15 protein-coding genes are annotated in these 11,666 nt (G+C 46.6%); all 15 read left to right on the top strand.

Annotation, left to right across the window (positions count from 1 at the left end; all coding sequences use genetic code 11):
* Positions 1-2 precede the first annotated feature (2 nt).
* Positions 3-1,217, top strand: coding sequence for a type II secretion system F family protein (locus VP98_RS03965; RefSeq protein WP_046173970.1), 1,215 nt, complete (start codon positions 3-5; stop codon positions 1,215-1,217).
* A gap of 88 nt (positions 1,218-1,305) precedes the next feature.
* Positions 1,306-1,791: a prepilin-type N-terminal cleavage/methylation domain-containing protein gene (locus VP98_RS03960; RefSeq protein WP_269431493.1), complete on the top strand. Its 486-nt coding sequence runs from the start codon at positions 1,306-1,308 to the stop codon at positions 1,789-1,791.
* Positions 1,792-1,795: 4 nt separating this feature from the next.
* A complete protein-coding gene (locus VP98_RS03955; protein ID WP_046173968.1) occupies positions 1,796-2,539 on the top strand; it encodes a prepilin peptidase in 744 nt (247 codons plus the stop codon).
* A gap of 15 nt (positions 2,540-2,554) precedes the next feature.
* Positions 2,555-3,496, top strand: coding sequence for a type IV pilus biogenesis protein PilM (gene pilM / locus VP98_RS03950; protein ID WP_046173967.1), 942 nt, complete (start codon positions 2,555-2,557; stop codon positions 3,494-3,496).
* 6 nt (positions 3,497-3,502) lie between these two features.
* The gene (locus VP98_RS03945; protein WP_046173966.1) at positions 3,503-4,111 is read left to right on the top strand and encodes a hypothetical protein; all 609 of its coding nucleotides are present in this window, start codon (positions 3,503-3,505) and stop codon (positions 4,109-4,111) included.
* The gene (locus tag VP98_RS03940; protein ID WP_046173965.1) at positions 4,108-4,902 is read left to right on the top strand and encodes a hypothetical protein; all 795 of its coding nucleotides are present in this window, start codon (positions 4,108-4,110) and stop codon (positions 4,900-4,902) included. Before VP98_RS03945 ends, VP98_RS03940 begins: the two co-directional genes overlap by 4 nt.
* Positions 4,902-5,339 carry a type II secretion system protein gene (locus tag VP98_RS03935; RefSeq protein WP_052712118.1) on the top strand — a complete coding sequence of 146 codons (438 nt, stop codon included), beginning with the start codon at positions 4,902-4,904 and terminating at the stop codon, positions 5,337-5,339. The genes VP98_RS03940 and VP98_RS03935 overlap by 1 nt, the downstream gene beginning before the upstream one ends.
* A gap of 75 nt (positions 5,340-5,414) precedes the next feature.
* The gene (locus tag VP98_RS03930) at positions 5,415-5,978 is read left to right on the top strand and encodes a hypothetical protein (RefSeq protein ID WP_046173964.1); all 564 of its coding nucleotides are present in this window, start codon (positions 5,415-5,417) and stop codon (positions 5,976-5,978) included.
* A gap of 106 nt (positions 5,979-6,084) precedes the next feature.
* Entirely contained in the window at positions 6,085-6,669 is a 585-nt protein-coding gene (locus tag VP98_RS03925; RefSeq protein ID WP_046173963.1) for a Maf family protein, read from the top strand.
* A 21-nt stretch (positions 6,670-6,690) separates the two neighbouring features.
* Positions 6,691-7,398: a RadC family protein gene (radC, locus tag VP98_RS03920; RefSeq protein ID WP_046173962.1), complete on the top strand. Its 708-nt coding sequence runs from the start codon at positions 6,691-6,693 to the stop codon at positions 7,396-7,398.
* A 133-nt stretch (positions 7,399-7,531) separates the two neighbouring features.
* Positions 7,532-8,542 (top strand): rod shape-determining protein, encoded by a 1,011-nt coding sequence (locus VP98_RS03915; RefSeq protein ID WP_046173961.1) that lies wholly within the window; start codon positions 7,532-7,534, stop codon positions 8,540-8,542.
* A gap of 99 nt (positions 8,543-8,641) precedes the next feature.
* On the top strand, positions 8,642-9,535 hold the full coding sequence (gene mreC, locus VP98_RS03910; RefSeq protein ID WP_046173960.1) for a rod shape-determining protein MreC: 894 nt from the start codon (positions 8,642-8,644) through the stop codon (positions 9,533-9,535).
* A complete protein-coding gene (gene mreD, locus VP98_RS03905; protein WP_046173959.1) occupies positions 9,532-10,044 on the top strand; it encodes a rod shape-determining protein MreD in 513 nt (170 codons plus the stop codon). Before mreC ends, mreD begins: the two co-directional genes overlap by 4 nt.
* A gap of 65 nt (positions 10,045-10,109) precedes the next feature.
* Complete coding sequence (gene minC / locus VP98_RS03900) at positions 10,110-10,787, top strand: septum site-determining protein MinC (RefSeq protein ID WP_046173958.1); 678 nt, start codon at positions 10,110-10,112, stop codon at positions 10,785-10,787.
* A gap of 1 nt (position 10,788) precedes the next feature.
* Positions 10,789-11,595 carry a septum site-determining protein MinD gene (gene minD, locus VP98_RS03895; protein WP_046173957.1) on the top strand — a complete coding sequence of 269 codons (807 nt, stop codon included), beginning with the start codon at positions 10,789-10,791 and terminating at the stop codon, positions 11,593-11,595.
* Positions 11,596-11,666: the final 71 nt, after the last annotated feature.

The raw sequence follows: 11,666 nt of genomic DNA, 5'->3' as shown, positions 1-11,666 counted from the left end.
GAATGGCTAAATTCGTTTACACAGGAAGAGACAGGCGCGGTCCTAAAAAAGGCACGCTAACCGCTCATTCAAAAAAAGAAGCCATTGAAAAATTGCAGTCAAACGGGATTCGCGTAAAAGAAATTGAGCAGAAGCCCGAGACATTCTGGGAGCAGGATATTGTAATTGGCCGGGCGGTAAAGCTTGAACATATGGTTATTTTTTTACGGCAGTTTGCTGCACTTCTGCAGGCTGGAGTGACTGTGGTGGATTCGGCTTTTATTTTATCCCAGCAGACGGACAGCAAGCCGCTCAGACGGGCGCTCACTAACATGGAAGCGGATATGAGGGAAGGGCGGCCGCTATCAGAAGCTGCCGAAAAGCAAAAAAAGATTTTCGAGCCGCTGTTTATCAATATGCTAAAAGCCGGGGAAGCAACCGGTACGCTTGATCAAACCTTTAGTGACCTTGCTGTCCACTACGAGCGGCAGCACCGTACCCGCCAAAAAGTGATTTCAGCACTCGCTTATCCGGTTGTGGTCGGAATTGTAGCGGTATTCGTAGTTATCTTTTTGCTTGTTTCCGTTGTGCCGACCTTTGTCGGGATGTTTGAAGACTTTGGCGGGGAGCTGCCGGCGATCACCCGGTTTGTAATTTATTCAAGCGAATGGATGCAGCGCTTCTGGTACGTGATTGCCCTGCTTGCGGTGCTTGCTGCTGGAGCTGTCTGGCTACTCCGGCGCCGGCCGGAATCCAAAATATATATCGATTATGCGATTTTGCGCATGCCGCTTTTTGGGAATTTAATGCGGAAAGCGGTGCTTGCGCGGATGACCCGGACACTCAGCTCTCTGTTTTCCAACTCTGTTCCGATCCTGGAGGCGATGGATATTACCGGAAATGTGGTGGGGAACGAAGTGATTGCCGGTGTCATTAAAGAATCCAGGCAGTCACTGGAACGCGGTGAATCCATTACCGGGCCGATGCAGCGCCACTGGGCATTTCCGCCGCTTCTGCACCAGATGGTTGCCATCGGGGAAGAAACCGGGTCACTGGATCAGATGCTGTCGAAAGTCGCTGATTTTTACGAGGCGGAGGTTGAAACAGTGACCGACCGGCTTAAAGCGCTTATTGAACCGCTGATGATCGTGTTGCTTGCGGCGATCGTCGGGACTATTGTTATATCTATTATGGTTCCGATGTTCGAAATATTTAACACCGTCCAGGAAGGAAGCTAAAATAGCGAATTTTTGAGATTTTTTTCCTATATCTCATTGCTTTTATTGTCGGAAATAAGTAGAATACTAGTATTGGTGTCCTAATACTATGAAAGTTGTCGAAAAAGAGAGGAGCAAAAACATGTTAAAAGCACTAAAAAAACGTGTGAAGAACGAAAAAGGCTTAACCCTGATCGAATTGCTAGCTGTAGTCGTTATTCTAGGGATTATCGCTGCCATTGCCATTCCAGCGATTGGAGGGTTAATTGATAACTCTAAGAAAGATGCGCACGTTGCGAATGCGACACAGATGATTAATTCAGCCAAAACGTATGTTGCAGGTAATGCGAATGATCCAGCAACATCGATTACATTAGAAGAATTAATTGGTGACGGTTATATTGACGAGATGGAAGATCCTGATGGAAAAGACGCTACAGGTGAAGGGTACGACTTAAAAGATTCAAAAGTTGATATTGTTAAAAGTAATAATAAATTCACCTATACTGTAACCTTAAAAGGAGTAGAAAGAGGTATTTCTGGTGAACTAAGTGCATTAGATCGGGATGCCGTTCTTGATACTCTGAAAAAGTAATTTTATGTTCCAAGTATTTATATTTATATACGGTCTCTTATTTGGCTCGTTTTATAACGTAGTCGGGCTCCGGGTGCCGGCCGGGAAGTCGATTGTGAAGCCGCGCAGCGCCTGCTCGCTGTGCGGCCGTCAATTGACGGCGCGGGATTTAGTTCCGGTTTTGTCGTATGTTGCATTAAAAGGACGCTGCCGCGGGTGCGGGGCGAAAATATCGATTCTCTACCCTGTAACAGAGCTGGCCACAGCGCTGTTATTTTTGTATGCTTATCTATTATATGGGTTCAGCGTATCTTTTTGGGTGGCTGTTTTGCTGTTTTCAATGCTGATGATTCTCGTTGTCTCGGATTTTGCTTATATGCTGATTCCGAATAAAATTCTTTTGTTTTTCCTCCCGTTCTTTGCCGTGCTGAGGCTGGTGGAACCGCTTGATCCGTGGTGGGATTCTTTGCTCGGAGCTGCGGCTGGCTTTGGGCTGCTGCTGCTGATTGCGGTTGTTTCAAACGGCGGAATGGGCGGCGGCGATATAAAGCTGTTCGGGGTGCTGGGATTTGTGCTTGGCACAAAGCTCGTGCTGCTGGCTTTTATGCTGTCCTGCTTTTTCGGTGCCGCAATCGGGCTTGTTTTAATGGCGGCCGGCATCGTTAAGAGAGGAAAACCGATGCCGTTTGGCCCGTATATTGCGCTCGGAGCGATTGCTGCTTACACAAACGGGGATGTGCTGATCCTCTGGTATCTTCAGTTTTTTTAAAAAGGAGAAAAAAGAATGGCGCTGCGTTTATTTCAAAAAAAGGATAAAACCATTAACTTTACGATTACCGATGAAGCCATTCGCTTTGTAGAATTACGCCAGTCGATGGTGGAACGGTTTGGCGAACGGCAGCTGCCGGAAGGAATTATTGTCCGCGGCGATCTCGTTAAAAGTGACGAATTACAGGACATTCTGAACAATGTGGTAGATGAATGGAAGCTGAAAAACCGGCATGTCCGTTTTACCATTCCAGACCGGTTTGTGGCGATTAAAGAAGAAAAAGTGGACCGCGACTTAACACTTGATGAAATTAAAAACTTCTTTTTTATGCAGATTGGTTCAACGATTCATCTGCCTTTTGAAGAGCCGGTGTTCGATGTGGTTGTGACAGGCTATGAAGAAAACAAGCAGTCTGTTTTGCTTGTAGCAGCTCCTGAGCAGGTGGTCGAAGAATACTCGCGCCTGTTTGAGCATGCCCGTCTGAAGCCGGCCGCAGCCGATATTGCCCCGCTTGCTCTTTACCGGCTTTTTCATTCACATGGCAATACAAATGAAAACGCTCATGAGCTGCTCATCCAACTGGAAAAAAACGTCATGACGCTGTCGATTTTTCACCAGCACCGGTTAAAATTTATAAAGCCGGTGTTTATTGAAAAAAATGAAGATATACTGGAATTCGAAGACATAAGCGGGAGCGGCGACCTGGCGGATGCACTGTCTGAAATCGAGAAAGTAGTTAATTTTTACGAAAACTCGGTTCACAGCGGCCAGGTGAAAATTGACCGGGTCCTGTTTACCGGCCATCACTCTCAGCGGCCGTTTGTAGAAGGATTTATTAAACAATCATTTGATATCCCGATTCAAACCGATGAAAGTATTACCATGGACACAAAGCAGAACGAATGGCTTCCGCCCGCTTTTTATACAGCGGCTGGTCTGGCGTTGAAAGACGGGTGAATACGTATGCTGATTGATATCAATTTACTGCCGGCCAAAAAGAAAAAAAGTGTCCCGTTTTTTGTCTGGCTGATTATTGGCCTGCTGCTGCTGGGCGCCGGTGCCGCGCTTTTTGCGGCGGTGAATATAAAACAGGGCCAGCTGGAGCGGGCGGAACAGGAGCTTGCCACACAGCAGCAGCTGCGGGAAACACTTGAAGGAGCAGCATTGAGCTCGAATACCGCCTCCGAAACAAGTGCGGACCAGCTGCGCCAGGCAGTCGAATGGTCGCAAGTAAGGAGGCTGCCCGCTTCTCCGATTTTGCAGCATCTTGTTTCGCTGCTCCCGGAGAGGGGCTTTTTCCTGGCGATGTCTTATACGAGTGAGGAAACGATGAATTTAACGGTCCAGTTTGATACAAGCAGGCAGGGGGCTTTTTATTTGTCGCAATTAAAGTCATCGGACTGGATAGAAAAAGCGGCGATTTTACAGCTGGATACCTCGGTGGATGAAACAGAAGAAGAAGCAAAAAAAATACTGGAGCTCACCGATGGCCTTCCCCGCTATTTAGTGCAGTATGAAATTGTTTTTAACGAGCAGGCCGTCCTGAAAAAGCTGGAGGAAGAAAAAAAATGAGCAAAAAAACAATCTACACAGGCCTGTTTCTGGTGATGATCCTGCTGACCCTGGTTTATTGTTACTTTGCTTTTTACCGGACGGAGGCGGCAAAGCTCGAAACAGTAGAGCAGCAGAAGCAGGCAGAAGAAGAGCTGATTGCCGTGCTTGAAGCAAACAGCGGAGAGGCCGCCGGGCAGCAATCCGTAATAGCAACAGGCTCCCTCCAAAATAAAGTGCCGATAAAGCCGATGAGTGATAAGCTGATGCTCGATTTTGAAAAAGCAGAACTCCTGTCGGACAGCTTGATTACCGCGATTGTTTTTACAGAAGGAGAGGAAGAAACACTTCCGGCTTCAGACGAAACGGCCAATGCGGATGAAAGCACGGCTGCAGATGAAGAAACGGCCTCGGAAGAAGAACAAGAGAACGAATCGGAAGCAGAAAATGTCACAGATGGTGAAGAAGCCGAAATGGACATACAGGAGCAGCCGCTCACCGAAGAAACACTTCCGGCGGGTATACGGAAAATCCGGGCTCAATTGACAATCGAGTCACCCGGCTTTGCGGAAATGAATGCCTTTATCGATTCAATTGAAAACCAGCTGCGGATGATCAGGGTTGAGCAGCTTCAGTTTACTGGCCCGGAGGAAGCGGAGAAAATAGAAGGAGTAACAGAGCCTGTCACCTACAACTTAACGGTTGCCGCTTATTATATGCCTGAGCTTACCGATCTGTTGGAAGACACACCGGAAATCGATGCGCCAGACCCGGCGAACAAACAGGACCCGTTCGCGGTGGTGGAAGAATAATGCGGCAAGCCGGACAGATGAACGAAAAAGGCTATACGCTTGTTGAATTGCTTGCCGTCGTTGTTATTCTTGGGATTATCTCGGCTATTGCTGCTGCTGGAATCGGCCGCCTGATTGAGCAGTCACAGGAGAAGGCTTTTGTAGCACAGGCACTTCATTTCAAAGAAGCCGCAAATTTGTTTATCACGAATGCGCGGGTGGAAAAACCGGATGCCTTTCCCGTTCAGGTCACTTACAAGGAATTGTTTCAGCAGGGCTTCACTGAAAAGATAACCGATCCGTTTACTGATCAGGAGCTTGACCCTGAAGCAAACGGAACATATGCGGAGGTTCGTGCAAATGGTTCTATTAAAACCGTCTGCCTGCAGGGGGACAAAAAGAAGCTTTGCCCAGAATCGCTGTCCGGCCTTGATGAAAAAAATATTATAGATAAATAGAACAAAGCGTACTGGCGCTTTGTTCTTTTTTTTATAGAATGCCGTATACATAAATAAAAATGAGGAGGGATAAACATGGACGAGCCGGATTGGGGACGCCGGGGGGACAGCGATGTTCTTGTCTGGCATCTGCCGGGGGAAGAAACTGCTGTGCCGGTGCCGAAAAAACAGCCGACGCTAAAAGCAGCGGCAGGTGTGCTGATTATTATCTCAGCCCTAATAACAGGCAGTGTTTTTGGACTGCTGATGATGAATGCTGTTCCGGAACGGACTGCAACAAAAGCAGCGCCGGTGCTGAACAGCTCCACTGAACAAACAGCAGCTTCGGTTGAAAAAACGGTTCCGCTTTTTGTTGTTCAGGGGGGGATTTTTTCCACTAAGGAAGCGGCAGCAACAGCTGTCTCGTCGGCAGAAGAGCCGGCGGCGGTTATGCAGTCCGAAGATCAATACAGCATGATTTACGGGGCTTTTTTTACGAAGGCAGAAGCGGATGAAGCAGAACGAAACATTGAATCAACAGGCAGCGCAGCCTACGTAAAGGAAACAAGCGCCATTCTGTCTCTTGAACAAGAAGAGGAGTTGAAAAAAGCGGCGGAAACAAACCGGCTTGATGAAATAGCTTCGCTTCTTTCGCCTTAACCTGCCAAAATCCGGCAGGTTTTATTTGTTCATGGCGGAATTGTTTGATATGATAAACGCGTATCTCCCTGATAGTTGATATCCTAAAAAAGAAAGGTGATCCTCTTTGACCCACATTATCTTAGCTTCATCATCACCCCGCAGAAAAGAATTGCTTTCTCAAATCTCTATACCTTTTACTGTCCAGGCAGCGCACGCCGATGAAACGATTGTACCGGGAACACCGCCGGAAAAAGCGGTTAAACAGCTTGCCGAGAAAAAAGCAGCGGCAATTTTGACGCAATTTTCCGATGCCGCCGTTATTGGCGCCGATACAGTCGTTGCGATGGGCGATCGTATTCTTGGAAAGCCGAAAACGAAACAGGAAGCGATGCAGATGCTGTCCTCTTTATCGGGGCAGATCCATGCTGTTTACACGGGTGTAGCCATTATGTCGCAAAAGGAAAAAGCAGTTTTTTATGAAAAAACAGATGTTGAATTCTGGAATCTGACAAAAGCGGATATAGCTGCTTATATTGAGACAGGCGATCCGTTTGATAAAGCAGGCGGATATGGCATTCAAACAGCCGGTGCGCTTTTTGTCAAAGCGATTCATGGTGACTACTTCAATGTAGTCGGGCTGCCGATTGCTTCTCTTTACCGCAGGCTGAGACAAATGGGCCTTCTCAGTAACAGTCCCTTGTCCCGCTGACTTGAGAGGGGAATGGAACGAATGAACCAGAGCAAGACAGCTCAATCTCTGCCGATAATGATCCGCGATGTACCGCCGCATGACCGCCCGCGTGAACGAATGATCGCAAGCGGTCCGAACAGCTTATCTAACCACGAGCTTCTTGCTATTTTACTCCGCACTGGATCGAAGGAAGAATCTGTCCTGCAGTTATCCAACCGCATTTTACACGAATTTGAAGGGCTGCGCCTGCTAAAAGACGCCTCGCTTGAAGAAATTACCTCCATTAAAGGCATCGGCAGTGCAAAAGCGATTCAGCTGATGGCCGCTGTTGAAATTGGGCGCCGGATTGAACGGCTGAAATATGATGAGCGATTTCAAATCCGCTCGCCGGAAGACGCAGCCAATTATATGATGGAAGAAATGCGTTTCTTAAGCCAGGAGCATTTTGTCGCACTTTATTTAAATACGAAAAACCAGGTTATGCATAAACAGACGCTTTTTATCGGCAGCCTGAATGCTTCCATTGTCCACCCGCGTGAAGTGTTTAAAGAAGCTTTTCGCCGTTCTGCAGCAAGCATTGTCTGTCTGCATAACCACCCATCGGGCGATCCTGCGCCGAGCCGTGAAGATATCGATGTTACGAAGCGTCTTGTCGAATGCGGCCGAATACTGGGTATTGATGTCCTCGACCATTTAATCATTGGAGAGAAGAAATATGTCAGTTTGAAAGAAAAAGGTTATTTATAACGCTATGCTTTTTTTTTTCGTTCCGCTATAATATAAGTTATGGTTTTTGAGAAGCTTTTCACACAATATAACGGCCATTACTAGTGAAATGATCACGATTAAAAGGATCTATTAGGAAAGGGAGATACACTACATGTTTGGAATTGGCAGCCGTGATTTAGGCATTGACCTTGGAACCGCGAATACACTTGTTTATGCGAAAGGAAAAGGGGTTATTGTACGAGAGCCGTCCGTTGTGGCCCTGCAGACAGATACAAAGCAAATTGTCGCGGTTGGAAATGACGCACGCAATATGATCGGACGGACACCGGGAAATATTATTGCTACCCGCCCGATGAAAGACGGCGTTATTGCCGATTATGAAACAACAGCAACGATGATTAAATATTACATTAAGCAGGCAACAAAAGGCTCATCTGGCTTTTTGTCAAGCAAGCCGTATGTAATGGTATGTGTCCCGTCCGGTATTACTGCCGTTGAACGCCGTGCAGTCATTGATGCAACCCGGCAGGCCGGCGCGCGTGACGCTTATCCAATTGAGGAGCCTTTTGCAGCAGCAATTGGTGCCAACCTTCCAGTTTGGGAGCCGACGGGCAGCATGGTTGTTGATATTGGCGGCGGTACAACAGAAGTGGCCATCATTTCACTTGGCGGCATCGTGACAAGTGAATCTCTCCGCGTGGCAGGAGACGAAATGGATGATGCTATTACGGCATATATCCGCAAGCAGTACAATTTGCTGATTGGCGACCGGACAGCGGAAACGATTAAAATGGAAATTGGTTCAGCCGGCGATGCGGAAGGAATTCCGAATATGGAAATTCGCGGACGTGATTTATTAACCGGTTTACCGAAGACGATTGAAATTACGGCCCAGGAAATTGCGGAAGCTTTAAAAGATACTGTTTACGCGATTGTTGATGTAGTAAAAGGAACGCTTGAAAAAACGCCGCCCGAGCTTGCGGCAGATATTATGGACCGCGGCATTGTGTTAACAGGCGGCGGGGCGCTTTTGCGCAATTTGGACAAGGTGATCAGCAAAGAAACCAATATGCCGGTTATTATTGCAGAAAATCCGCTTGACTGTGTAGCGGTTGGAACAGGCCTGGCCCTTGACCATATTCATTTATTCAAAAATAAATAAAATTGACGTTGAGGCCGGTATTCCGCGCGACCTGACCGGTTTTCCGGCGCGCTGAACCAGCCTCGCGTTTTGAATGCTTAGAAAACTGAGGTGGAATTCATGCCGCAATTTTTTACAAACAAGCGGTTGATTATATTGCTCGGCAGCATTATTCTTCTTGTAGCCATGATTGGTTTTTCGTTGAGGGACCGGGACAATATTACCTGGCCTGAAAAATTTGTAAAAGATGTAACCGGATTTGGCCAAAATATTGTATCGAAGCCGGCCGGTGCTGTAGAGTCTTTTTTTGGCGATATCCGCAGACTGCGCCATACATATGAAGAAAACGAAAAGCTTCGTTCCCATTTAGAAGAGCTTGCTCAATTAGAAAGTGATGTAGCCCGGCTTGAAAAAGACAATGCAGAGCTCCGAAAAGTGCTCGAAAAAGAGAAGAGCCTGGCAGATTATGAGCCGATTCAGGCGACAGTAATCGCCCGCAACCCTGACCGGTGGTATGAGCTCATTACGATAGACCAGGGTGAATCAAATGGCATTGAGCCGGACATGGCTGTTATGACAGCAAACGGCTTAGTCGGAAAAGTGCAAAGTACGTCGAAATTCACGTCTACTGTACAGCTTTTGTCGGCTCATGATTCCCAAAATCGGGTTTCAGCCCTTATTCAGGGAGAAACGACAATTTACGGGTTAATTGAGGGCTATGATGAAGAGAAAAAGATGCTTCAGATGACCAAAATTCCATCCGATTCAAAAGTAAAGAAAGGACAAGCCGTCACGACATCCGGTCTTGGAGGTGTTTTTCCGAAAGGGCTGGTGATCGGAACAGTCACAGAAATGGTTCCGGATGAATTTGGATTGACACAGACAGCGCTTGTCGAACCGGCTGCAAGCTTTTATGATCTGGAACATGTAATGGTTTCAAAACGCGAAATTACAGGTGTTTTGCCGGAAGAAGAAGACCGCCAGCAGGTGCTGGTTGAGGAGGAAGGACTGTGAAAAAAGCGCTCCTTCCTCTTTTGATAATCGTCCTCTTTTACAGTGATAGTGTTTTTATGATCTTTTTTCCAGAACAGGCCTTTAATGGGGCGTATATACCTGTCCCACGGTTTTTCTTCATAGGCCTTTTGTTTATGTCTGTTTTCTTTGATCGAAATACAGCTATAAAATACGGCTTTTTATTCGGCTTTTTGTTTGATATGTTTTATACAGGGCTTCTCGGCGCGTACTTCTTTTTCTTTCCGCTTATCGTCTACATAACATCCAAGCTGACGAAGTGGCTTCACAGCACGCTGCCTGTTTTTTTGGTTATTGTTTTGTTCGATATTGCCTTGCTTGAAATGATGATTTACGGACTGAATGTGCTGGTGCAGCGGACAGCTCTTTCATTCGAGCAGTTTGCTTTTGTTCGGCTGCTGGCAGTGCTCGTTTTAAACGGTCTTTTTTATATTGTGTTTGCGATTCCGCTTCGAAATGCTTTTGTAAAATTGAAAAAAGTGTTCGATTAATATCGGAAAAGGAATTTTGAATGGCGCTGTCGAATATTGAGACGTACAGAGGTGGGATACTTTCTATGAAACAAAGTCAAAACGTCGTCATTAAAGGGACGAAAGACGGTCTGACTCTTCAGTTAAACGATAAATGCGCGTATAATGAATTGATAGAAGAATTAACAGAAAAATTAGATGCTGTTATAAAAGAGGGCAAAGATGCGCTTATTAAGGTTACTGTGCAAACGGGGAACCGTTACGTAGCCGAAGAAGAAAAAGAGCAGCTGCGCCAGCTGATCAGGCAGCGCCGTCACTTAGTCGTCGAAGACATTCGATCAAATGTATTGACGATTGACGAAGCGGTACAGTGGAAGGAAGAAAATGAAATTGTTTCATATGCTGGCCGTATTCGTTCCGGACAAGTTCTTGAAGTACCGGGCGACTTATTGTTAATTGGAGATGTAAACCCAGGCGGAACAGTGATGGCAGGCGGCAGCATCTTTATAATGGGGGCTTTAAAGGGTATGGCGCATGCCGGCTGCTATGGAGACGAGTCAGCCGTTATAGCGGCGGCGAAAATGATGCCATCCCAGCTGCGGATCAGCGAGCATATAACCCGCTCGCCAGACCGCTATGATGAAGAAGAACTAACAGAATCGGAATGCGCATTTATTAATGAAGCACAACAATTGGTAATTGATCGGCTGCAAGTGTTAAAGTACCTGCGGCCTGATTTATCGACGTTTAAAGGGGGCTTTTGAAGTGGGTGAAGCAATCGTCATTACTTCTGGAAAAGGCGGTGTCGGCAAAACGACAACGACCGCTAATCTTGGTACAGCGCTGGCGCTGCAGGAAAAAAAAGTTTGTCTCGTTGACACGGATATCGGGCTCCGTAACCTGGACGTTGTCATGGGACTCGAAAACAGGATCATCTACGACCTTGTCGATGTTGTAGAAGGACGGTGCAAAACACATCAGGCTCTCGTCAAAGATAAGCGTTTTAATGACCTTCTTTATTTGCTTCCGGCAGCACAGACAACAGACAAATCAGCTGTAACACCTGAGCAAATGAAGAAGTTAATTGATGAACTCAAGCAAGACTATGATTATATTTTAATTGATTGTCCGGCAGGAATTGAGCAGGGATATAAAAATGCGGTAGCCGGCGCCGACCGGGCTATTGTGGTCACTACGCCGGAAAAATCATCGGTTCGGGATGCTGACCGTGTTATTGGGCTGCTGGAAAAAGAAGAGGGAATGGCGCCGCCCAAGCTGGTCGTCAACCGGATCCGCAATCATATGGTCAAAGAAGGGGATATGCTGGATGTTGATGAGGTGGCAGCTCATCTATCTATCGAATTGATTGGAATTGTAGCGGACGATGATGAAGTTATTAAGTCATCTCACAATGGAGAGCCTGTCGCACATAATCCGAACAACCGCGCTTCGATTGCGTACCGGAATATTGCGCGCCGTATCCTGGGCGAGTCCGTTCCTCTCCAGGCTCTTGAACCGGAAAAAGATACGTTTTTCACGAAATTTAAACGATTTATCGGAATGAGCCGATAATAAAAACCGCTTTTTTAAAGCGGTTTTTTTCTGTTTTTCCGCATATATATAAGCAGGCAGGAGGGGTTTTT

Origin of the sequence: Domibacillus indicus, assembly GCF_000970685.1 — a bacterium.
In the GTDB taxonomy this organism is placed as follows: domain Bacteria; phylum Bacillota; class Bacilli; order Bacillales; family Domibacillaceae; genus Domibacillus; species Domibacillus indicus.
This window is presented reverse-complemented; position numbering and strand designations above follow the sequence as displayed.

Excerpts from the sequence above, each read along its gene's own strand:
- VP98_RS03965 (WP_046173970.1), top strand. The coding sequence starts at position 3 with ATGGCTAAATTCGTTTACACAGGAAGAGACAGGCGCGGTCCTAAAAAA.
- VP98_RS03960 (WP_269431493.1), top strand. The coding sequence starts at position 1,306 with ATGAAAGTTGTCGAAAAAGAGAGGAGCAAAAACATGTTAAAAGCACTA.
- VP98_RS03955 (WP_046173968.1), top strand. The coding sequence starts at position 1,796 with ATGTTCCAAGTATTTATATTTATATACGGTCTCTTATTTGGCTCGTTT.
- pilM (WP_046173967.1), top strand. The coding sequence starts at position 2,555 with ATGGCGCTGCGTTTATTTCAAAAAAAGGATAAAACCATTAACTTTACG.
- VP98_RS03945 (WP_046173966.1), top strand. The coding sequence starts at position 3,503 with ATGCTGATTGATATCAATTTACTGCCGGCCAAAAAGAAAAAAAGTGTC.
- VP98_RS03940 (WP_046173965.1), top strand. The coding sequence starts at position 4,108 with ATGAGCAAAAAAACAATCTACACAGGCCTGTTTCTGGTGATGATCCTG.
- VP98_RS03935 (WP_052712118.1), top strand. The coding sequence starts at position 4,902 with ATGCGGCAAGCCGGACAGATGAACGAAAAAGGCTATACGCTTGTTGAA.
- VP98_RS03930 (WP_046173964.1), top strand. The coding sequence starts at position 5,415 with ATGGACGAGCCGGATTGGGGACGCCGGGGGGACAGCGATGTTCTTGTC.
- radC (WP_046173962.1), top strand. The coding sequence starts at position 6,691 with ATGAACCAGAGCAAGACAGCTCAATCTCTGCCGATAATGATCCGCGAT.
- VP98_RS03915 (WP_046173961.1), top strand. The coding sequence starts at position 7,532 with ATGTTTGGAATTGGCAGCCGTGATTTAGGCATTGACCTTGGAACCGCG.
- mreC (WP_046173960.1), top strand. The coding sequence starts at position 8,642 with ATGCCGCAATTTTTTACAAACAAGCGGTTGATTATATTGCTCGGCAGC.
- minC (WP_046173958.1), top strand. The coding sequence starts at position 10,110 with ATGAAACAAAGTCAAAACGTCGTCATTAAAGGGACGAAAGACGGTCTG.